18 protein-coding genes are annotated in these 22,283 nt (G+C 71.5%); 5 read left to right on the forward strand and 13 right to left on the reverse strand.

The features are described 5' to 3' along the window. Window positions 1-46: 46 nt before the first annotated feature. From hisH to QC180_RS28765, 11 genes are all read right to left on the reverse strand, one after another. A complete protein-coding gene (gene hisH / locus QC180_RS28715; RefSeq protein ID WP_278265981.1) occupies window positions 47-682 on the reverse strand; it encodes an imidazole glycerol phosphate synthase subunit HisH in 636 nt (211 codons plus the stop codon). Further along, on the reverse strand, window positions 679-1,293 hold the full coding sequence (hisB, locus tag QC180_RS28720; RefSeq protein WP_278265982.1) for an imidazoleglycerol-phosphate dehydratase HisB: 615 nt from the start codon (window positions 1,291-1,293) through the stop codon (window positions 679-681). Before hisB ends, hisH begins: the two co-directional genes overlap by 4 nt. A gap of 18 nt (window positions 1,294-1,311) precedes the next feature. Beyond that, window positions 1,312-2,439: a histidinol-phosphate transaminase gene (locus QC180_RS28725; protein ID WP_278265983.1), complete on the reverse strand. Its 1,128-nt coding sequence runs from the start codon at window positions 2,437-2,439 to the stop codon at window positions 1,312-1,314. Continuing rightward, on the reverse strand, window positions 2,436-3,773 hold the full coding sequence (gene hisD, locus QC180_RS28730; RefSeq protein WP_278265984.1) for a histidinol dehydrogenase: 1,338 nt from the start codon (window positions 3,771-3,773) through the stop codon (window positions 2,436-2,438). The genes QC180_RS28725 and hisD overlap by 4 nt, the downstream gene beginning before the upstream one ends. A gap of 146 nt (window positions 3,774-3,919) precedes the next feature. After that, entirely contained in the window at window positions 3,920-5,527 is a 1,608-nt protein-coding gene (locus QC180_RS28735) for a serine/threonine-protein kinase (protein ID WP_278265985.1), read from the reverse strand. A gap of 88 nt (window positions 5,528-5,615) precedes the next feature. Continuing rightward, a complete protein-coding gene (locus QC180_RS28740) occupies window positions 5,616-7,358 on the reverse strand; it encodes a penicillin-binding transpeptidase domain-containing protein (protein WP_278265986.1) in 1,743 nt (580 codons plus the stop codon). A gap of 46 nt (window positions 7,359-7,404) precedes the next feature. Next, window positions 7,405-9,465, reverse strand: a complete 2,061-nt coding sequence (locus QC180_RS28745) for an acyltransferase family protein (protein ID WP_278265987.1) — start codon at window positions 9,463-9,465, stop codon at window positions 7,405-7,407. A gap of 147 nt (window positions 9,466-9,612) precedes the next feature. Then, window positions 9,613-10,485 (reverse strand): arylamine N-acetyltransferase family protein, encoded by an 873-nt coding sequence (locus QC180_RS28750; RefSeq protein ID WP_278265988.1) that lies wholly within the window; start codon window positions 10,483-10,485, stop codon window positions 9,613-9,615. Window positions 10,486-10,552: 67 nt separating this feature from the next. After that, window positions 10,553-11,584 (reverse strand): alpha/beta hydrolase family protein, encoded by a 1,032-nt coding sequence (locus QC180_RS28755; protein WP_278265989.1) that lies wholly within the window; start codon window positions 11,582-11,584, stop codon window positions 10,553-10,555. Window positions 11,585-11,606: 22 nt separating this feature from the next. Further along, a complete protein-coding gene (locus QC180_RS28760) occupies window positions 11,607-12,596 on the reverse strand; it encodes a TAXI family TRAP transporter solute-binding subunit (protein ID WP_278265990.1) in 990 nt (329 codons plus the stop codon). A gap of 44 nt (window positions 12,597-12,640) precedes the next feature. Then, entirely contained in the window at window positions 12,641-14,719 is a 2,079-nt protein-coding gene (locus QC180_RS28765; protein ID WP_278265991.1) for a TRAP transporter permease, read from the reverse strand. 269 nt (window positions 14,720-14,988) lie between these two features. Here QC180_RS28765 and QC180_RS28770 point away from each other — a divergent pair, with 269 nt between their 5' ends. Further along, window positions 14,989-16,167: a winged helix DNA-binding domain-containing protein gene (locus tag QC180_RS28770; RefSeq protein ID WP_278265992.1), complete on the forward strand. Its 1,179-nt coding sequence runs from the start codon at window positions 14,989-14,991 to the stop codon at window positions 16,165-16,167. 145 nt (window positions 16,168-16,312) lie between these two features. Next, window positions 16,313-16,954, forward strand: coding sequence for a GNAT family N-acetyltransferase (locus QC180_RS28775; protein WP_278265993.1), 642 nt, complete (start codon window positions 16,313-16,315; stop codon window positions 16,952-16,954). A 7-nt stretch (window positions 16,955-16,961) separates the two neighbouring features. Here QC180_RS28775 and QC180_RS28780 read toward each other — a convergent pair whose 3' ends face one another. Next, complete coding sequence (locus tag QC180_RS28780; protein ID WP_278265994.1) at window positions 16,962-17,456, reverse strand: nitroreductase/quinone reductase family protein; 495 nt, start codon at window positions 17,454-17,456, stop codon at window positions 16,962-16,964. A gap of 50 nt (window positions 17,457-17,506) precedes the next feature. Continuing rightward, window positions 17,507-18,235: an NUDIX hydrolase gene (locus tag QC180_RS28785; RefSeq protein ID WP_278265995.1), complete on the reverse strand. Its 729-nt coding sequence runs from the start codon at window positions 18,233-18,235 to the stop codon at window positions 17,507-17,509. A gap of 78 nt (window positions 18,236-18,313) precedes the next feature. Between QC180_RS28785 and nadA the strand changes: the two genes are divergently transcribed. The 3 genes from nadA to nadC all read left to right on the forward strand — a co-directional run bounded on the left by nadA (window position 18,314) and on the right by nadC (window position 22,089). Beyond that, the gene (gene nadA, locus QC180_RS28790; protein ID WP_278265996.1) at window positions 18,314-19,348 is read left to right on the forward strand and encodes a quinolinate synthase NadA; all 1,035 of its coding nucleotides are present in this window, start codon (window positions 18,314-18,316) and stop codon (window positions 19,346-19,348) included. 37 nt (window positions 19,349-19,385) lie between these two features. Beyond that, window positions 19,386-21,026 carry an L-aspartate oxidase gene (locus QC180_RS28795; protein ID WP_278265997.1) on the forward strand — a complete coding sequence of 547 codons (1,641 nt, stop codon included), beginning with the start codon at window positions 19,386-19,388 and terminating at the stop codon, window positions 21,024-21,026. 202 nt (window positions 21,027-21,228) lie between these two features. Continuing rightward, window positions 21,229-22,089, forward strand: a complete 861-nt coding sequence (nadC, locus tag QC180_RS28800) for a carboxylating nicotinate-nucleotide diphosphorylase (RefSeq protein ID WP_278265998.1) — start codon at window positions 21,229-21,231, stop codon at window positions 22,087-22,089. Window positions 22,090-22,283 lie beyond the last annotated feature (194 nt).

A 22,283-nucleotide genomic window follows, 5' to 3' on the forward strand; every position in this document is an offset into this window, starting at 1 on the left:
CATACACATCACTAGCGATGTGTATGGTCGTGTTGACGAAGGCGGTCTATAGCGAGTCGATCCAGTTGCGGAGGAGGTGGGCGCCCGCGTCGCCGGACTTCTCCGGGTGGAACTGGGTGGCCGAGAGGGGTCCGTTTTCGACGGCGGCGAGGAAGGGGACGCCGTGTTCGGACCAGGTGAGGCGGGCGGGGGCGATGTGGTCGCTGTCGGGGAGTTCCCACTGCTGGGCGGCGTAGGAGTGGACGAAGTAGAAGCGGGTGTCGGCGTCCATGCCCGCGAACAAGGTGCTGTCGGCGGGGGCTTTGACGGTGTTCCAGCCCATGTGTGGAAGGACGGGGGCATCCAGGCCCGCGACGGTGCCGGGCCATTCGCCACAGCCCTCGGTCTCGACGCCGAACTCCACGCCGCGGTCGAACAGGATCTGCATGCCGACGCAGATGCCCAGTACCGGACGACCACCGGCGAGGCGCTGGCCGATCAGCCGGTCACCGCGGACGGCACGCAATCCGGCCATGCAGGCCGCGTACGCGCCGACACCGGGGACGACCATCCCGTCGGCGGCCAGCGCCACCTGCGGGTCGGCGGTGACCTCCACCTGCGCTCCGGCGCGCACCAGGGCGCGTTCGGCGGAGTGCAGGTTGCCGGAGCCGTAGTCGAGCAGGGCGACGGATTTCTTGCTCACAGCACACCTTTCGTGGACGGCACCCCGGTGACGCGCGGGTCGATCTCCACGGCCGCGCGCAGGGCGCGGGCGACCGCCTTGAACTCGGCCTCGGTGATGTGGTGCTGGTCGCGGCCGTAGAGCACGCGCACATGCAGCGCGATCCGGGCGTTCTGCGCGATCGACTCGAAGACGTGCTTGTTGAGCACCGTCGAGTACGAGGCGCCGGGGCCCGCGCTGGGAATGATGGCGTGCACCAGGTGTTCCGGCTCGCCGGTGAACACGCAGTACGGGCGTCCGGAGACGTCGACGGCGGCGTGCGCGAGGGTCTCGTCCATCGGGATGAAGGCGTCGCCGAAGCGGCGGATGCCCTTCTTGTCGCCGAGTGCCTGGCCCAGGGCCTGGCCGAACACGATGGCGGTGTCCTCGACGGTGTGGTGGGCCTCGATCTCGATGTCGCCCTCGGCCCGCACCACCAGGTCGAACCCGCCGTGCTGGCCGAGCGCGGTCAGCATGTGGTCGTAGAACGGCACCCCGGTGCTGATCTCGGTCTTGCCACTGCCGTCGAGGTTCAGCTCGACGAGGATGCTGGATTCCTTGGTGACGCGCTCCACCCGCGCTGTTCTGCTCATATCGATTGCCTCCAGCGGTCAGTGGGTGAGGTCGGTGGCGGCGAGATCGCCGCTCACGCGCAGGAATTCGTCGTTCTCCGCGGCGAGGCCGATGGTGGCGCGCAGGTAGCCGGGGATGCCGACATCGCGGATGAGGACCCCGGCGTCGAGGTAGTGCTGCCAGGCCACCGCGGCGTCGGTGAAGCGGCCGAACAGCAGGAAGTTGGCGTCGCTGGGGATCACGTCGAAGCCCTGCGCGGTGAGCGCGGCGGCGACCCGGTCGCGCTGGGCCGCCAATTCGGCGACGCTGCCGAGGGTTTCGTCGGCGTGGCGCAGCGCGGCGCGCGCGGCGGCCTGGGTGACCACCGAGAGGTGATACGGCAACCGCACCAGCAGAATCGCGTCGATCACCGCCGGGGACGCGGCCAGGTAGCCCAGCCGTCCGCCCGCGAAGGCGAAGGCCTTGCTCATGGTGCGGCTGACCACGAGCTTGGTCGGGAACCGGTCGATCAGGGTGATCGCGCTCGGCGCGGCCGAGAACTCGCCGTAGGCCTCGTCGACGACCACGATGCCGGGGGCGGCGTCGAGCAGCCGCTCGAGCTCGTCGATCGGGATGCTGTGCCCGGTGGGGTTGTTCGGGCTGGTCACGAACACCACGTCGGGGCGGCGCTCGGCGATCTGGGCGACCGCGTAGTCGATGTCGAGGGAGAAGTCGCCGCCGCGCTTGGCCTCGATCCACTCGGTGTCGATGCCCTCGGAGATGATCGGGTGCATCGAGTAGGAGGGCACGAAACCCAGCGCGCTGCGGCCGGGCCCGCCGAAGGCCTGCAGCAGCTGCTGCAGGATCTCGTTGGAACCGTTGGCCGCCCACACATTGGCGGCGTCGACGGGCACACCGGTCTGCCGGGTGAGGTAAGCGGCGAGGTCGGCGCGCAGGGCCACCGCGTCGCGGTCCGGGTAGCGGTGCAGGTCGGCGGCGGCGGCGCGCACCGATTCGGCGACGTCGTCGATGAGCGCGCGACTCGGCGGGTGCGGGTTCTCGTTGGTGTTGAGCTGCACCGGAACGGTCAATTGCGGTGCGCCGTAGGGCGATTTGCCGCGCAGGTTGTCGCGCAGGGGCAGCTGGTCGAGGGTCGCGGCGGCGCCGGGAACGGTGGGTGTGCTCACGACAGGGCCTCGAAACGGGCCCGCACGGCCTGCCCGTGGGCGGGCAGATCCTCGGCATCGGCCAGCGCGACGACGTGTCCGGCGACATCCTTCAGCGCCGCCTCGGTGTACTCCACGATGTGGATGCCGCGCAGGAAGGTCTGCACGCTCAGCCCCGAGGAGTGGCGCGCGCAGCCCGCGGTGGGCAGCACGTGGTTGGACCCGGCGCAGTAGTCGCCCAGGCTCACCGGGGCCCACGGGCCCACGAAGATGGCGCCCGCGCTGCGCACCCGCGCGGCCACGGCGGCGGCGTCGACGGTCTGGATCTCGAGGTGTTCGGCGGCGTAGGCGTCGACCACGCGCAGGCCCTGGGCGATGTCGTCGACCAGCACGATGCCCGACTGCCTGCCGCTCAGCGCCGCGCGCACCCGCTCGTCGTGCTTGACCACGGCGAGCTGGGCGTTCACGGCGGCGTCGACGGCGTCGGCCAGGGCGGGCGAATCGGTGACCAGCACGCTGGCGGCGAGCACATCGTGTTCGGCCTGGCTGATCAGGTCGGCGGCCACGTGCACCGGGTCGGCGGTGGCGTCGGCCAGCACGGCGATCTCGGTGGGACCGGCCTCGGCGTCGATACCCACCAGGCCACGGCACAGTCGCTTGGCGGCGGTGACGTAGATATTGCCCGGGCCGGTGATCAGGTCGACCGGCTCGAGCGCGGCCCCGTCGGTGTCGGTGCCGCCGTAGGACAGCAGCGCCACGGCCTGCGCGCCACCGACGGCCCACACCTCGTCGACGCCCAGCAGCGCGGCGGCCGCGAGGATGGTCGGGTGCGGCAGTCCGCCGAACTGCGCCTGCGGCGGCGAGGCCACCACCAGCGACTCCACTCCGGCGGCCTGCGCCGGGACGACGTTCATCACGACCGAGGACGGGTAGACGGCATTGCCGCCGGGCACGTAGAGCCCCACCCGCTCCACCGGCACCCACTTCTCGGTGACGGTGCCGCCGGGCACCACCTCGGTGACGGTGTCGGTGCGGCGCTGATCGGCGTGCACCTTCCTGGTCCGCTCGATGGCCACCTCGAGCGCGGCGCGCACGGCCGGATCGAGCTCGTCGAGGGCCTTCGCCAGCTCGGCGACGGGCACGCGCACCGCGGTGGGACGCACGCCGTCGAACTTCTCGCTGTAGTCCAGCGCGGCCTCGGCACCCCGGTCGCGGATGTCCTCGACGACCGGCCGCACGTGATGCAGCACCGAGTCCACGTCGACTCCTCCGCGCGGCAGCGCGGTGCGCAGCTCGGCAGCGGAAGGAGTACGACCGCGCAAGTCGACGCGGGCGAGCTCGATGCGGGGAGTCATATCGGGGTGCAATCCTGTCTCTACACGGTCTCAGGTCACCTACCAGCCTAATGGTCGCCCGCCATCGCTTTTCCGGCACATCCCCGGTCCGGACAGCAGCGAGCCGATCCCGGCGCGGGCGCGGGGATCGGCTCGGGTGGGCGGTGTCAGCGGGTGTTGCCGTCGATCTGCAGGCGACCGCCGGAGTTCACCACGCGCATGACCATGTTGGACCTGGTCTGCCCGTCGATGGTGATGCTGGCCAGCTGCATGTCGGTGGAGCCGTCGGCGTTGTTGCCGCTGACCGCCGTGATGCTGGTGAAGGTGTTGATGATGCGCCCGTTCCAGTACTCACGGAACGCGGTCTCGCTGCCGTAGAGCTTCTGCGCGGCCGGGGTGAGCAGCGACCAGGAACCGGCCGGGTTGCTGTAGAAGTCCTCGACGAGCTGACCGGCAGAACCGATGTCGACGGTGCCGACATTGGTGGTCTGGCCCAGCGGCGCCGCCACGGGGGTGTCGCTGGCGGCCGGGCCCGGCGACTGCACCGACGACGACGGACTCGCCTGCACCTGCGGCGATTCCGTGTCCGAGCCGCTCATGGCGCTGACGGCGACGGCGATCGCGGCGATCACCGCGCCCACCCCCGACCCGATCAGCACCGCGCGGCCCTTGCCCGCCTGCTTACGCGGCTGCGGCGCGGGCTGGGCCTGGGTCGGCGGGTGCGCGGCGGTGTCCAGACGCGGCTGCGGGCGGGGGTTGGAGCGGATCTGGCGGGTGGTCGCGGTGGAGGCGCCCGCGTGCGAGGCGCGACGGCCGGACTGGCGGATCACCTGGGTGGCCGCGGCGGAGTTGCGACGGTTGTAGGCCTCGCTGGCCGGGACGAAGCCCGCGGGCACGGCGTCGGCGTCCGCGTCGGCGAAGGCGGCCAGCGCGGCACGCGACTCGGCCATGGTCGGGCGGTCCAGCGGGTCCGGGTTCAGCAGGTCGAGCAGGAAGTCGGTCGCCGGGCCCGCGTTGCGCGGCTCGCGCACCTGGCCGTTGGCCGCGGCGTAGAGCACGGCCAGCGGATTGGCGTTGGCGCCGTAGGGCGGTTCGCCTTCCAGCGCGTGGAAAAGCGTTGCGCCCAAGGCGAAGACGTCGGCGGCGGGGGTGGGATCGGAGCCGCGCGCGACCTCGGGAGCGAGGTAGGCGGCGGTGCCGCAGATCAGGCCGGTCTCGGTGAGGGTGACGTCACCGGTGGCGCGGGAGATGCCGAAGTCGGTGATCTTCACCTCACCGTGCTCGCCGAGCAGGATGTTGCCCGGTTTCACGTCGCGGTGCACCAGACCCGCCTGGTGGGCGGCGATGAGCGCCGAGGCCACCTGTTCGCCGATGCGGGCCACCTCGGCCAGCGGCAGCGGACCCTTCTGGCCCAGCTCGGCCGCGAGGCTGACCGACTTGAGGTACTCCATCACCAGGCACGGGTCACCGTTGTGCTCGGTGATGTCGAACACCACGATGGCATTGGGATGCTGGAAGCGCGCCGCGTTGCGGGCCTCCCGAATCGCGCGCTGGCGCACGACATCCCGTTCACCCTCGGGCAAACTGGGCTTGATGTGGATCTGCTTCACAGCCACGGAGCGTTGGAGGCGTTCGTCGACAGCACGCCATACAACGCCTGTGCCGCCGCTACCAATACGCTCGACCAGGCGGTAATGCTCCGCGATCTTCTGACCGGTATCGATGGCGCCTACTCCGAACCTTCTCGAAATTGTGACATCCCGCGTATTGACCATGGGTATGGTCCGTCGACGAGTGTAGCTGCCCGTGGGATGACCGCGTGCGGCAGCGGGGGGATTGCCCGTCGGCGACGCGTGACATAGATCATCGTTTCACACGCAGCATCCTGCCCGCTGCCTCGACCGCCGGTCCGGAACTGCCCGCGTCGGCGACGAACACCGCGAAGGCCAGATCGCCGTCGATGCCGACGAACCAGCCGTGCGCGTGCTCGTCGTCGAGGTATTCGGCGGTGCCGGTCTTGCCGAGCAGGCCGGGGATGTCGCGCAGCGCGGTGGCGGTTCCGGCGCTCACGGTCTCGGCCATCATGGTCTCTATCTGCGATGTCACCGTCGCGGGCACCGGCGCGCTCTGCCGATCGGCGGTGCCGGGGCGCCCGCGCACCACCGCCGGGGCGGGCGCGGAACCGTGCGCGAGCGAGGCGGCGACCAGCGCCATACCGAACGGTGACGCGGTGACCGTGCCCTGCCCGATGCTCGCCTCGACCCGCTGAGCCGGGTTCTGCGCGGCGGGGACCTTCCCGGTGACGGTCGTCAACCCGGGTGTCACATAATCCACACCCAGACCCAGCTGGGCGGCCGCCGCGGTGAGCCCGTCGGCGGGCAGGCGCACGCCCAACTCGGCCATGGTGGTGTTGCACGAGCGGGCGAAGGCGGTGTGCAGCGGGACCGCGCCGAGGTCGAAGCCGTTGTCGTTGGGAATCGTGCGGCCCTCGATGCTCGCGCGGCCGGGGCACGGCAGCACGGTGTCGACGTTCACGCCCCCGGCCTGCAGCGCGGCGGAGACGGTCACCGTCTTGAAGGTCGATCCCGGCGGATAGAGGCCGGTGAGCGCGATCGGGCCCTGGTCGTCGGCGGGGTCGTTCTGCGCGACGGCGAGCACCTCCCCCGTCGACGGACGCAGCGCGACGATCGCCGCGGGCGTGGTGACCGGGGTCAGTGCCGCCTCGGCGGCGTTCTGCAGGTCGATGTCGAGCGTGGTGGCGAGATCGGTGACGGGTTTCGCGTCGGGTCCGGCGATGCGCTGGGTGCCCTCGGCGGTGCGGGCGCGCACGGCCCAGCCGGTGGCGGCGTCGGTCTGTTCCTGCCAGAGGTCGCTCAGCCCGGCCAGGGTGGGGCCGCTCAGGGCCGGGTCGACGGTGAGCAGGCGGGTCTGCGGGGCCAACGTCACCCCGCGCACCGCGCCGAGCTGTTCGCGGACGGGGGCGATGTCGGTCGCGCGCAGGGCGACGACGGTGATGGTTTCGCCCTGGGCGGCGGCCAGCTCGCTGCGCATCCCCGCCTCGGTGACGCCGTGCCGGTCGAGCAGAGCGGCGAGGGCGGGCAGGTCGGCGTCGGGGGCGGCCTGGACCAGGGTCACCTCCTGCTCGGTCATCAGGTCGCCGCCGGAGGCGTCGAGCACCCTCGCGGGTTTCGGCGGGACGGGGCTGTAGACCAGCGGGCCGAGCTCGAGCCCGGGCGCGACCGTCTCGGGGCGCCAGGCGATCTTCCATCCGTCGCTGTCGGTGGCGGTCCCGGTGCTGGTGTAGGTCCACTCGTTACGGCCCTCGGGGCCGAACTTCCAGGTGGATTCGAGGGTGAAGCCGGAGTCGTCGGTGCCGGAGACCCGGACTGTGTCGTTGCGGCCGAGGTTCTCGAACAGCGTGGTGAGGACCGGTGCGGCCTGCGCGGGTGCGTCGGTGAGTGCTGCGGCGGCGGCCGCGTCCCCGCTGGTCAGCGCGGCGGCGAAGGCCGTGGCGACGGTCTCGGGCTGATCGGGCCCCGTCGAACAGGCCACCGGCAGCAGGGCGAGCGCGAGGAGCAGGACCGGGGTCTTGCGGGGAAGGCGCACGCGACCGAGGGTAACCGCCACCCCCGGTCCACGCGGGGATCCCGCGCTACCACCAGCCGGTCACGAGGCCGATCTGCCTGCCCAGTTCGGGGGCGAGCGAGCGGGCGTAGCTGGCGGTCAGGTGGTGTTCGTCGCGGTAGATGAGCACATTGCCCTCGACCACCCGGCAGCGTTGCGGACGGCACACCGCGTCGGAGAGATCCAGCAGATGCACGTTCGGGTAGCCCGCGGCGGGTTCGGCGGCCGGGTCGACGGCGTCGAGGGCGTCGGTGCGGTCCATGCCGCAGCTGTCGGCGTCGCCACGGTGCGCCAGACAGTCGGTGGCCCGGTAGAAGACGCCGTCACGTTGCAGCCGGGGGGTGTCGCGCAGGGCCAGCACATTGAGGCCGCGGTCCTGCAGCGCCGACCACGCCTCGAGGTACTCCACCGGCACCTCGTCCCCGACGCCGCTCTGGCGGTAGCGGGTCGAGAGGGTCAGCACCCAGCCCGGCGGGTCGGCGGCGAGCCGGTCGAGCACCTCGACGGTCCACGCGTGACATTCGGGGAACGGGTATTCGGCGTAGGACGGCTGATCCGACAGCACGATCGGGCAGCCCTCCTTGAGGTAGGAGATCACCCGGAAACCGTGTTCGACGCCGAGCAGTTCCAGCGCGGGCAGCCAGTGTTCGGAATGCGAACCGCCGACCAGCGCGATCGAGCGGGTGGCGGTCGGGTCGCCGTAGGTGCAGACCCGGACCTCACGATTGGGGGTGATACAGCCGTCGGTGGTGGGTGACGGCGTGTCGACCTGGCCCTCGAACACCGTGGGGCGCATGGGTTCCGGCGAGTACTCGGCGCCGGAGAGCAGGGCAGAGGCACCGGGATAGCGATGCGGGTCCAGTGCCTGCGGCGGCACCGCCGGGTTGGCGCTGAGCACCACCTGCCAGCCGAGGGTGGCGGCCAGCACCCCGACCGCGAGCACGCCGACCAGTCCTCCGGCGACCCGGTTGTTCGCGCCGCTCTCGCGCCCCGCCGACGGCGTCCGCAGCGGGTTCTCGACGAAGCGCGAGGTGGCGTAGGCCAGCACCAGCGAGACGCCGATGACGAGTAGCCCGTCGATCAGCCCGGCGTGCGAGCGGCCGGTCTCGGCCAGATAGAAGATCAGGATCGGCCAGTGCCACAGGTACAGCGGATAGGCCAGCGCGCCGAGTTCGGTGCAGATCCGGCCGCCGAGCAGGCGGTTGGGCCACGCGCGCGGCCCGACGGGTCCGAAGCCGGAGGCGATCACCAGGCAGGCCGCGACCACCGGCCACAACGCCGCCGGGCCGGGGAACTGGTTGGCGCCGTCGAACAGCGGACCGCACGACAGCACCATGACCAGCCCGATCAGCGCGACGACGCCACGTAATCGCACCGGAACCCGCAGGTAGGGCGCGGCCACGGCCAGCACGGCACCGGCGAGCAGTTCCCAGGCGCGCGCGAGACTGTCGTAGTAGGTCCACGCCTGATGGGTGGCCGAACCGTGCGCGGCGTACCAGAACGAGAGCAGTCCGAGGCCGGTCAGTACGAGCAGCAGCGCGGGTCTGCCGACCGCGCCGCGCCGCCGCAGCCACGCCCAGCCCGCCAGTACCGCGACGATCGCCACATAGAACTGGCCCTGCACCGACATCGACCACAGGTGTTGCAGCGCGCTCACCGACGGGTCGGGCGCCAGGTAGTCGAGTTCGGCACCGGCCAGATACCAGTTCTGGCCGTAGAACATCGAGGCCAGCGTCTGCGCGGCGGTCTCGCCGAACTGGGTGTAGGGCCGCAGCGCGATGGTGGCCAGCACGATCGCGGCCAGCACCAGCACCAGCGAGGGCATCAACCTGCGCACGGTGCGCCGCGCGGTGGCCGCCGGGGCGACTCCGCCGCGCCGCTCGACCCCGCGCACCACCGCGCCGGTGAAGAAGAAACCCGAGAGCACCAGGAATACGTCGACGCCGCCGGAGACCCGGCCCATCCACACGTGGAAGGCCACCACCAGCGCGATCGCGACGCCGCGCAGTCCGTCCAGATCCCCGCGCCGCACGGTGACGGCGTCGCCCGTTCCCGGACGGATCACCGATTCCCGCTGAATCGGCACCACGGATGGAAGCTTCGGCACGGACGACCCCACTGTCTCGAACCCCACAGCCAGCATCGGGGTTGTTTCCCGGCAAGTAACCATCAATTTGCCGTAGCGACACCGCGGAAGCAAACCGCCGGGCCGTGGAAGACCGCCCCGCGCCGGTGCCTAGTTCACTCGCCAGGGTGTGCTGACCAGCGTAGCCGCGTCGGCCGCGGCCAGGTCGATGTCGAACACTTCTGCCAGCACTTTCGGCAATTCGCCCGGTTCGAGTTCACGGGCCTGGGAGGTGCCGTCGGGGTACTCGGTAGTCAGGGTGAGGTCGTCGAGCACGTGGTGCGCCTCGGGCCGGAACCGCTGCACGAAGGGCCTGCGGGTGAACGGCGAATGCGGGGAGGTCGACACGAAATGGTTGCCCACCGCGTAGTCGGCGGGGTACTGCGGGAGCGTGCCGAAGCTGTAGCGGTCCTGCCAGCCGTCGCGGGCGAAGTGGTGCAGCACCCACAGGTCGCCGCCGAGGTCGTCGACGCGCCGTTCCAGCCGCAGCCGCCACTGCCCGACCCGGAATTCCTCGGGCGTGTCGGTGAGTTCGTAGGGCGCGAGCGGTCCGAAGCCGAAGCCCACGTCGCAGAGCCAGACCCGGTCGTCGGACTCGGTGGTCACCCGCAGCAGCGCGTGGGTGGCGGGCCGGACGATACCGCTGTCGAGGGTGCCCATGGTGACCCGTCCGCTGATGCCGGTGACGCCGAAACCGAGCCGGGCCAGCACGGCGGCGAACAGGGTGACGTTCTCGTAGCAGTAGCCGCCGCGGCGACGCCGCACCAGCTTGTCCTGCAGTGTGGCCAGGTCCAGGGGCACTCCGCGCCCGAGCACGATCTCGAGGTTCTCGAACGGAATGGTCGTGGTGTGGGCCTCGACCAGGGCGTGCAGGGTCGCCACGGTGGGGGTTCGCGGTCCGTCGGAGCCGATGCGGGTCAGGTAGGCGTCCAGATCCAGGTCCGGGTGCTGCCAGTGGTCCGCGCGCCGCGCCGGTTCGGTCATCGTGTCCTCGTTTCCGGAGTGTCCCCTGCCTTGGCGACAACACCCGGGATCGAGTTGGTGTTCCGGCTCAGGCCGCGCACTTCGCGTCCGGCGGGGCGGGCGGCGCGATGACCACCCCGGCGGCCACGTCGACGACATAGTCGCTGATCGGCGGGTCGAGGGGTTCGGTGCCCGCGAGCAGCCGCAGCACGACGCAGCCGCCTTCGAACAGCGCGGGCCCGACATCGTGGTTGCCCGGCACGACGCCGCCGTCGAGGTCGTGTCCGCTGACGACGGTGTAGAAGGAGAACGGCTTGCCCGCCGCGGTGAGCGCGGCCCGCAGTTCCACGCTGGTCGCGAAGGGCACCACCGCGTCGGCGGTGCCGTGGATCAGGAAGGCGCGGCGCATGCTCATCCGCCCGGCCAGCAGCGCGGGCGAGCGGTCGATGTAGGCGAGCGGGCACACCAGGGGCGTACAGCCGCCCGCGTCGCGTTCGATCTGGGCGGGCAGGTCGGCGTTCACGGTGCCCGCGGCGGCCCACATGCTGAAGTCGTCGGCGGGGCCGTAGTTGTCGACCCAGTAGTCGAACAGCCCGGCCGGACCGTGCGCGACCGCGAGTCCGCTGGTGATCCCGCCCTGACTCCAGCCCCACAGCACGGTGGAGGTGATCGCCCGGTGCTCGTCGCGATACCACCGCGTCGCGGCGACCACATCGCGCCAGCCCGCCCACAGATTCCATTCCCCGGTGCGCCACGGTCCGTCCGCGCTGCGCAGATCCATGAGCAGGATCGGTGCGCCACCCGCCCGCGCCAGCGCGGTCATGTACGGCGCGAAGTCGGCCGAGGACCCGCCGTGCCCGTGCACGGCGACCACCAGCCGCGTCGCCGGGGCGTCCCCCGGCACGCACCGGTACGGCTCGTAGACCCGCCCGGTGGCCCGCTCACCGTCGACGGTCAACGCGACCGGGTTCACCGCCACCCCCGCCGCGCACTCCGGCTGCGCGCCCACCACGGGCCCGAGCGCGACCACCGTGCCGAACACCAAGGCACACACCGCGACCACCCCGCCGACCCGCTTCATCCCGCGATTGTCCGCCAGCGCGCGACCGCCGTCCAGCATCTGTCCGAGGCGGCGACGACGCTCAGCCCAGCGCGACCTCCGACCCTCGGTGCAGCGGCACCGGCGCGGTCTTGCTCGCGGTGGCGCGGTCGATGCCCGCGGCGGCCGGATTGGCCTGTTCCAGTTGGGGTTTGCGGTCCAGCAGGGTGCGGGTGAGCACGCAGGCCAGGTTCGCGTCGAGGTCCTCGCGGACGACGAGCAGGTTGGGCACCACGACGGTGGGCACGTCGGCGGCCAGTCCGTAGGTCGCGGCCGGGATGGCACCGGCCTCGTAGACGGGGTTGACCTCCTTCAGTTTCGGCAGCACACCGGTGATGTCGAGGAAACGGACCTTGTCCTTCGCGGTGGTGAACAGGTCGGTGATGCCCGGCGTGGGCAGGCCACCGGACCAGAACATGGCGTCGATCGAGCCGTCCTTCATGCCGTCGACGGTCTTGGTGAGGTCCAGACGCTGGGCGGACACGTCGCTGTCCGGATTCAGGCCCGCGGCCCGCAGCACGCGCTGCGCGATCACCTCGGTGCCCGATTTCGGCGAGCCGGTGGAGACGCGCTTGCCGCGCAGGTCGGCGAGGGTGGCGATGCCCGCGTCGGCCCGCACGATGACCTGGGTGTAGTTGTCGTAGAGCCGGGCCAGCGCGCGGATCGGCTGGGCCTCGGTGAACCCGCCGGTGCCCTGGACCGCGTCGGCGGCGGAGTCGGCCAGCGAGAAGCCGACCTGGTAGGTGCCGCCGACCACCTGCTGGATGTTCTGCACCGACGCGCCGGTCTCGGCGGCGGTGGCCTTGACCGTGCCGTCGGTCGCGCTCGACACCTGTTCGGCGAAGGCGTTGCCGAGGGCGAAGTACACGCCGGTGGCATTGCCGGTCGCGATGCCGATCCGGGTGTCCTGGCCGACTTCGCAGGTCACCGCGCCGCCGGAGTCGGCGGTCGGGGTGTCCTGTCTGCCGCCGCAACCGGTGAGCAGCGCCGCCGCGGCGGTCACCGCGACCGCGGCCACAACAGTTCTGACCATGGTGTCCCCTCTCGTCGACGGCGCGCGCGCCGTCCGCTGACCACTCACGGTGTCTCCGTGACGATCGGCCCGCCACGCCTGCGCTCGACCACACCGGCGAGCACCGTGACGAGCAGCAGGCCGAGACCGATCGCGGTGGCCGGGGGCGCCGGGTAGAGCAGCGTCAGCCCGGTCAGCGCGGCCAGCACCCGCACGACGGTGCCGACCGCGCCGATCCCGAACAGCCAGCCACCGGTGGCCACCGCCAGCGCCGCCACCCCCAGGCCCGCCGCCGCGCTCACCCACAGCACGTCCAGGACGGTGCCCCGGCCCAGCAGGTACTGCCCGGAGTCGGTGAGCACGAACATCAGCGGCACGAGGAAGGCGGGCAGCGCGTAGCGCAGGGCGTGCCACATGGTGGCCATCGCCTTGGCGCCGGTCACCGCGGCCGCGCCGACCGCGGCCAGCGCGGTGGGCGGGGTGACCTCCGAGAGCACCGAGAAGTAGAAGACGAACATCGCCGCGGCGGGCGCGGGCACGTCCAGTTCCAGCAGGGCGGGCCCGATGATCACCCAGCCGATCACGAACGACGCCGTCACCGGCACCGCCAGTCCCAGCAGCGACAGCGCGATCGCGGCGAGCACCGCCGTCGTCGCCAGCACCACCGCCGGGTTGTCCGAGAGCACCGAGCCCGCCCGCACCAGCAGCGCGGCCACCTGCGCGCCGAGCCCGGTCTTGGTCGTCATCGCGGTGATCACCCCCGCCGCCGCGCACACCGCGACCACCGGCAGCGCCGCCCGCATCCCCAGCGAGAGCGCGCGCAGCGCGTCGAACACGAACGTCCCCGGCGAAACAGTCCGCGCCGCAGGGTCTTCCGAAGCTCGCGCGCGCAGGAGACGGTCCGGGATCGCGAGCAGCAGCGCGAGCAACGTGGCGTAGACGACGGCGCGGGTGGCGCTCATCCCCGCCAGCAGCAGCACCACGATCACGAGCAGCGAGGAGAAGTGATACCCGAAGCGCCCCAGCAGCGTCCACCACGGCGTGGGTGGCGGGACGTCGGCGAGATCGGCCGGTGCGCGGCCCTCGGCGTGGATGCGGCGGGCGTCGATCTCGACCGAGAGCAGGATGCCCAGGTAGTAGAGCAGGGTCGGGATCAGCGCCCAGCCGAGCACCGTCACATACGACACGTTCAGGTATTCGGCGACGATGAAGGCCGCGACCCCGAGCGTCGGCGGGGAGAGGATGGCGCCCACGCCCGCCGCCGCGAGCATGCCACCGGCCTGTTCGGGCCGGTAGCCCGCCTTGCGCAGGATCGGCCAGGTCACCGCGCCGGTGCTCACCGCCGTCGCGGTGCCCGAGCCGGAGACGGTGCCGAGCAGGAACCCCGAGGCCACCGCGGTCCGGCCCGCCGCGCTGTGCGAGCGCCGGAACAGCGAGACCGACAGATCCACGAAGAACCGTGCGGCGCCGGAGAATTCGAGGACGGCGCCGTAGAGGGTGAACAGCACGATGTAGCTGGCGGCCACGTCGAGCGGGGTGCCGTAGAAGCCGCTGCCGGAGTTGTAGAGGGCGTCGACGATCTGGTCCACGTCCAGGCCCGCGTGCGCGATGGTCCAGCTCTGCGGCAGCAGTCCGCCGTAGTAGCCGTAGGCGAGGAACACCAGGCAGACCGCGGGCAGGATCCAGCCGGTGGTGCGGCGGCACGCCTCCAGGACCAGCACCAGCAGGATCGCGCCGAGTACCACGTCGACCCCGGCCAGCATGCCCTGCCGGTCCAGGAAGGCGTTGTAGCCGCCGCCACCGTCACCGAGGACGAACGGCAGCACCGGATACAGGCACACCAGCAGCGCGCCCACCGCCAGCACCCAGTCCAGTGGCGCGGGCCCGTCGACCCGATCGAGCCTGCCCCACCCCGACCGGTAGCTCAAGAACACCAGCGGCAGCGCGATCGCGAGGAACACCACCAGGTAGTACTGACTGCCCTGCGACAGCGGCCGGAACACCTGCCACAGCGCCAAACCGGCCAGCCCCAACGCGACGATCGCGACCAGCCGCGCGGGAAATCCGCTGAGCTCCCTGGCCGGTCGCTCCTCGTCGTCGACGCCCAGTTCAGCGGCCGTGACAACCGGTGGCGCTGCGCTCATGAGCGCGACGATAACAACATCGGCCCGCGCCCCACGGCGAAAACGACGACCGGGAATTCTGCACAAAAGTGACAGAACTCCGGTCCCCGCCCGGACTCCCGCGCGCGCCACCACGTCGTCCACGACACCACCGGCCAGACGCGCCGCGATCACCGCCCACGCCCGGGTCACCGACCTCGACGCCCGTTTCCCCCTGCATGCTCGAGCTCGTCCGGGACAGGCTCCGTAGGCGCGGCGGAATTGTCGGTGGGTCCGCCTACGATCCGCGCATGCCCTCGATCGACACCGCACAGCGCCGGGCCCGTCTGGCGACGCGGCACCGCCTCGCCCTCCCGGCCCGCTCGACCGACCCCGTCGAGATCGCGCGTTCGCTGGTGGTGCTGCACGCCACCGACCCGGCCACGGTGTACCTGTCGGTCGGCGCCCGCGGCATCGATCTCACCCCGGCCGACATGGAGCGGGCCCTCTACGACGAACGGGCGCTGGTGCGGCTGCTGGCCATGCGCCGCACCATGTTCGTGGCGCCCACCGAACTGGTGCCGGTCCTACAGGCCGCGACCTGTGACGCGCTCGCCCACAAGCAGCGGCGCACCTACGGCCGGTTGATCGAGCAGGCCGGGGTCGTCGAGGGCGACATCGCCGACTGGTTGGCCGAAGTCGAAGCCGAGACGCACGCGGCGCTGCTGGCCCGTGGCGCGGCGACGGGTGCCCAGCTCAGCAAGGACGTGCCGCGCCTACGCACCCAGATCGACACCGCGCCGGGCAAGTCGTATTCCAAGCCGACCAACATCACCACGTGGGTGCTGGTGGTGCTCGGCGCCGAGGGCCGCATCGTCCGGGGCCGCCCCAACGGGAGTTGGACGAGCAGCCAGTACACCTGGGCACCCGTGGAAACCTGGCTGCCGCAATCGGTTCCGACGCTCTCGGCCGAGGAGGCCAGGGTCGAGCTGGTGCGGCAGTGGCTGTACGCCTTCGGTCCCGCGCCGGTGACCGACCTGAAGTGGTGGACCGGCTGGACGCTCGGTGAGGTGCGCAAGGCGCTGGCCGCCCTGCCGATCGTCGAGGTCGATCTCGACGGCGCGACCGGCATCCTGCTCGCCGACGACCTCGAGCCGGTCCCCGAGCCGGAACCGTGGGCCGCCCTACTGCCCGCCCTGGACCCGACGCCGATGGGCTGGCAGTCCCGCGAATGGTTCCTCGGCCCGCACGCCTCGGCCCTGTTCGACACCAACGGCAATATCGGGCCCACCATCTGGGCCGACGGTCGTATCGTCGGCGGCTGGGCCCAGCGTTCTGACGGCGAGATCGTCATCCGTCTGCTCGAGGACGTCGGCACCGATCACCGCGCCCTCATCGACGCCGAGATCGCCCGCACGGCGGCCTGGTTCGGCGAGGTCCGCGCCATCCCCCGCTTCCGCACCCCCCTGCAACGCGAACTCACCGCCTGAGCGGGCTCCCGTCACCACAGCGGCGTCCACGGGTCCCGCGCCGCAGCACGGGACCCGCACTGTCACTCGGCTCCGAAACACTGTGTCCACCAAGGGTTTACCCGACCACGATGCGGTCCAGCGACCCTCGGGTACCGTCGGAGACGTGGAAATCCGTGGATTCACCGAGCAGGACCGCACCGACCTCACGAAGCTGGCCGAGCTCGCGGGTTCGGGGTCACCCACCGAGAGCCTGTGGGGCCACCCCGAGTCCGAGGCGGCGGTCTACCTCACCCCCTACCTGGACCGGGAACCGGAATCGGTGTTCGTCTCGGTCGACGACGACGGCGCACTCACCGGCTACCTCGTCGGCGCCGTCGATTCCGCGCGCTTCCCCAGCGAGGAGGAGCGGATGACCGACGCCATCCGCCGCTACCGCCTGGCGCTGCGTCGCGGCCCCGCCCTGTTCTTCGCCCGCGCGATCGCCGACACCATCACCTCACGCCTGCGCCGCCACGACATGGCAGGCGACTACACCGCCCCGGACTTCCCCGCCCACCTCCACATCAATGTGACCCCGGCCGCCCGCGGCACCGGCGCCGCCGAAGCCCTGGTCCACCGCTTCCTCGACCACGCCCGCGACGCCGGAGCACCCGGCTGCCACCTACAGACCCTCACCGAGAACACCCGGGCCGTCCGCTTCTTCACCCGCCTCGGCTTCACCCCCACGGGCGCCCCCGCCGACGTCCCGGGCCTGCGCTACCAGGGCCGACGAGTGCATCAACAGACGATGACGCGCGCCTGCTGACCACTGATCACACGTCGCGACGCAACACCACCAGCGGCAGCGGCTTGTCCACCGTGGCCTGGTACTCGGCCAGCAGGCTGTTGTTCGCCAGCGCCCAGGCCGCGAACTCGTCGTAGTGGGCACCCTCGAGCACCTCGGCGGTGGCCGAGAAGGTCTCCCCACCCAGTTCCACCGTCACCCGCGGATTCGCCTTCGCGTTGTGGAACCAGGCCGGGTACCGACCCTCGACGAAAGAGCTCACGTACAGCGTGTCGTCGCGGTACAGCGCGCCCAGCGGAACCAGATGGGGGCGACCGCTTTTCGCACCCGTCGTCGTCAACAGGAGCAGGGTCGCGCCCGCGTAGTCACCGCCGACCACGCCGCCGTTCTCCCGGAACTCGGTGACGACGCCGTCGTTCCACCCCACCATCTCCTCCGGCGAGTACTCGCGGTTCCACGGCGCGTCGGGATCGTCGTAGGAAACGGTCGAGACACTGTCCTGCGCATTCGATTCGGCATCCATGACAGCAGTGTCGCACCGGGCACCGACAGGTTTCGGGCGCGCGACACCGCTCAGGTCGGCGGGCGCAGGGCCGCGAACTCGTCGGTGACGCGCAGGCCGGAGTCGGTGAATCGGTAGCGGGCGGCGGGGCGACCGCCCGCGCGGCCGGAGGGGGCGGTGTCGCCGGTGGGGGTGATCACCTTGCGGCGGGTGAGGACTCGCTGGAGGTTGGTCGTATCGACGTCGTACCCCAGTGCCGCGCAATAGATCTCGCGCAGCACCGACAGCGTGAAGATATCCGGGGCGAGGGCGTAGGCGATATTCGTGTAGGAGAGTTTCGCGGCCAGGCGGGTGCGGGCGTGGTCGACGACGGTGCGGTGGTCGAAGGACATGTCCGGCAGCGCCGAGACCGGATGCCAACGGGTGTCGGGCGGCAGCTCCGGTTCGGTGGTCAGCGGAACCAGGCCCAGATAGGCCGAGGCGATGCGGCGCGGCGCGGGCACCCGATGCGGATTGCTGAACACCGAGAGCTGCTCGAGATGCGACAGCTCGCGCACGTCGACCTTCTCCGCGAGCTGACGGCGCGCCGAGGTGTCGAGGTCCTCGTCGTCACGTAACCGACCGCCCGGTAGCGACCAGGTGCCCTTCTGTGGATCCAGCGCCCGCTCCCACAGCAGAACCGCCAGTTCCGGGTGCTTCGACCGACCCGAAACGCCACTACCTGCGGAAATGTCGGCGGGGAAGCGGCGAACCTGGAACACCGCGGTGAGCGATTCGTGGATGGTGTTACTATGGGGCACGTTTTCGATTATAAGTCGAAAACCTGGTTAGGTGCGAATCGTGGCGACGGCGCCGCTCGCACGAAGAAGGGAGCCATCATGGCGACGACGACTGCACAGCCGCTGATGGGCTCGGTGTTCGACGGACCCACCGGATACGCGGGTGTCGAGGCGACCCCGGAATGGGCGCGGGAAGTGCGCCGACTGGCACGCGAGCGCAACGCCACCATCCTGGCGCACAACTACCAGCTGCCCGAGATCCAGGACGTCGCCGACCACGTGGGCGACTCGCTGGCGCTCTCGCGCATCGCGGCCGAGGCCGAAGAGGACACCATCGTGTTCTGCGGCGTGCACTTCATGGCCGAGACCGCCAAGATCCTGAGCCCGGCCAAGACCGTGCTCATCCCCGACGAGCGCGCGGGCTGCTCGCTGGCCGACTCCATCACCGCCGACGAACTGCGCGCCTGGAAGGCCGAGTTCCCCGACGCGATGGTGGTCTCCTACGTCAACACCACCGCCGAGGTGAAGGCGCTCACCGACATCTGCTGCACCTCCTCCAACGCCGTGGACGTGGTCGCCTCGATCGATCCCGACCGCGAGGTACTGTTCCTGCCCGACCAGTTCCTCGGCGCGCACGTCAAGCGCGAGACCAAGCGCGAGAACATGCACATCTGGGCGGGCGAGTGCCACGTGCACGCCGGGATCAACGGCGAGGAGCTCACCGAGCAGGCGCGCACCCACCCCGACGCCGAGCTGTTCGTGCACCCGGAGTGCGGCTGCGCCACCTCGGCGCTGTACCTGGCCGGTGAGGGCTCGTTCCCGGCCGACCGTGTGCACATCCTGTCCACCGGCGGCATGATCGACGCCGCCAAGCAGGCCAAGTCCACCCAGGTGCTGGTCGCCACCGAGATCGGCATGCTGCACCAGCTGCGCAAGGCCGCGCCCGGCATCGACTTCCAGGCCGTCAACGACCGCGCCTCCTGCCCGTACATGAAGATGATCACCCCGGCCGCGCTGCTGCGCTGCCTGGTCGAGGGCGCCGACGAGGTGCACGTCGACCTGGCGATGGCCGAGGCCGGACGCGCTTCGGTGCAGCGGATGATCGAGATCGGCAACCCTGGCGGTGGGGAGTGACCCCCTCGGCGCCCGCACGGTCGACGCGGTAACGGCCGTGACGGCGACGGTTCCGGTCTCCTGGGAGGCCGAGGTCGACCTGGTGGTCGTCGGCGGCGGCGTCGCGGGGCTCACCGCCGCGCGCACCGCCTCGCTGCGCGGCCTGCGCGTGCTGATCCTCAGCAAGGGCGGCCCGACCGACACCTCCACGCAGTACGCCCAGGGTGGGATCGCGGTGGTCGCGCCGCGCGGCGACTCGGTCGACTCGCATGTGCTCGACACGGTGGAGGCCGGGGCCGGGCTGTGCGAGGTCGACGCGGTGCGCTCGATCGTCGAGGGCGGTCAGGCGGCGGTGGCCGCGCTGACCGATCTGGGCGCGGTGTTCGATCTGGGCCGCGACGGCCAGATCTCGCGCACCCGCGAGGGCGGGCACAGCACCCGCCGCATCATCCACGCGGGCGGTGACGCCACCGGCGCGGAGGTGCAGCGGGCGCTCAATGCCGCCGGGCTGCCGGTGCTGTTCGGCGCGGCGGCCCTGCGCGTGCTCACCGGGCCGGACGGCGTGCGTGGCGTTGTCGCGGTGTCGCCCAACGGTTTCGGGGTGGTCCGCTCCCCCGCCCTGCTGCTGGCGACCGGCGGACTCGGCCAGCTCTACGCCTCCAGCACCAACCCGCCCGGCGCCACCGGTGACGGCCTGGCGCTGGCCCTGTGGGCGGGTGCCGAGGTGGCCGATCTCGAGTTCGTGCAGTTCCATCCGACGGTCCTCTACACCCCGGGTGGAGTGGGGAGACGGCCGCTGATCAGCGAAGCCGTGCGCGGCGAGGGCGCGACACTCCTCGACGCACACGGCGAATCGGTGACCGCGGGCGTGCATCCGCGCGGCGATCTCGCCCCGCGCGATGTGGTCTCGCGGGCCATCGCCGAGCGCATGCGTGCCACCGGCACCGATCACGTCTTCCTCGACGCCCGCCACCTCGACGGTTTCGCCGAGCGTTTCCCCACTATCACCGCCTCCTGCCTGGCCGCGGGCATCGACCCCGCGACCCAGCTGATCCCGGTCGCCCCCGGCGCCCACTACCAGTGCGGCGGCGTCCGCACCGACACCCACGGCCGGACCGGAATTCCCGGCCTCTACGCCGCGGGCGAGGTCGCCCGGACGGGTCTGCACGGGGCGAACCGGTTGGCCTCCAACAGCCTGCTGGAAGGTCTGGTCGTCGGCGAACGGGCCGGTGCCGCTGCCGTCGAACGCCTCGGCCACCGCACCGAGGTCGGCCACATCGACTCCTGGACAGTCGAATTCGCCGACCGGTCCGTGGTCCAGCGGGCCATGACCGAGCACGCCTCGGTCGTCCGCGACGGCGCCGGACTCACCGGCGCGCTCGCGACGATCGACGCCGCGCGCGCGGTCGCGTCACCCCTCGACCCCGCCGGTTTCGACTCCGCGCGAGTACTGCGCTGGGTCGAGGACGCCGCTCTCACCCTGACCGCCCGCGCACTGCTGATCGCGGCCGCCGACCGCGCGGAAAGCCGTGGCTGCCACACCCGCTCGGAGTACGCGGGACCGGTCGAGGGCCGACGGCACAGCACCACGATCCGGCTCGACGCGGACGGCGAGCTCGAGGTGCGGGCCGCGGCGTCGCTACCGCTGGGCGAAGAGCTGCCGGTCGAGGCCGGTCCGGTCCCCCTGAGCGCACGGTGATCACCGAGGCCGTCGGCTCCGGCGAATCGTCCCGGCGGACCGGGCGGCGTTTCGCCGGGTCGGCCGGAGCTCGGTCGGCCGATCATCCCGAGATTGCGGGCACCGCGCACGCGTTGCGCCCGGACGAGACCACCGGTGGCGCGCGCCGCGTCGCCACCCGATCGACTCGGCGCCCCGCGCGCCGGAGAACAGGAGTGCAGTGATGGCGCTGGATGCCAGCCTGGACCGCGACGAACTGCTGACGCTGATCCGCAACGCCCTCGACGAGGACCTGCGCTACGGGCCCGATGTCACCACCGTGGCGACGGTGCCCGCCGACGCGGTCAGCAAGGCGTCGGTGGTCTCCCGTCAGCACGGCACCGTGGCCGGGCTCGATGTCGGGCTGCTCGTGCTCGACGAGGTGCTCGGCGCGGACAGCTACGAGATCACCGGCCGGGTCGCCGACGGCACCCGCGTGGAGCCCGGCACCTCGGTGCTGAGCATCGTCGCCCCCACGCGCGGGCTGCTCACCGCCGAGCGGACCATGCTCAATCTGGTCTGCCACCTGTCCGGCATCGCCACCGCCACCGCGGCGTGGGTCGACGCCGTCGAGGGCACCGGCTGCGCGATCCGCGACAGCCGCAAAACCCTGCCCGGCCTGCGCGCCCTGCAGAAGTACGCGGTCCGGGTGGGCGGCGGTGTGAACCACCGCATGGGTCTGGGTGACGCGGCCCTGATCAAGGACAACCACGTAGTGGCCGCGGGCTCGGTGGTCAACGCCCTGCGCGCGGTCCGCGAGTTCGCCCCCGACATCGCCTGTGAGGTCGAGGTCGACAGCCTCGAACAACTCGACGCCGTCCTCACCGAGAACGTCGAACTCGTCCTGCTCGACAACTTCCCCCTCTGGCAGACCCAGGCCGCCGTCCAACGCCGCGACGCCACCGCCCCCACCACGAAACTCGAGTCCTCCGGCGGCCTCTCGCTCGACCAGGCCTCCGACTACGCGAACACCGGCGTCGACTACCTGGCCATCGGCGCCCTCACCCACTCCGTCCGAGTCCTCGACCTCGGCCTCGACATGTGACCCCGCCTCCCCGGCGAGATGAACCTACTCGTATCGGCGGTTTCGGTGTTTTTCGGAGCGGCGGTAGGTGCGGGCGCTGGGGATCGGGGTGGCGGCGCCGGAACTGCGCAAGGCGTGGCGGTGGCGCCAGGCGGTGAGGTCGGGGCGTTCAGTGGGTTGTCGGTCGGTGCTGGGCATGGTCGGGTCCTCCCCCT

Source organism: Nocardia anocheti (assembly GCF_029675105.1).
GTDB lineage: Bacteria > Actinomycetota > Actinomycetes > Mycobacteriales > Mycobacteriaceae > Nocardia.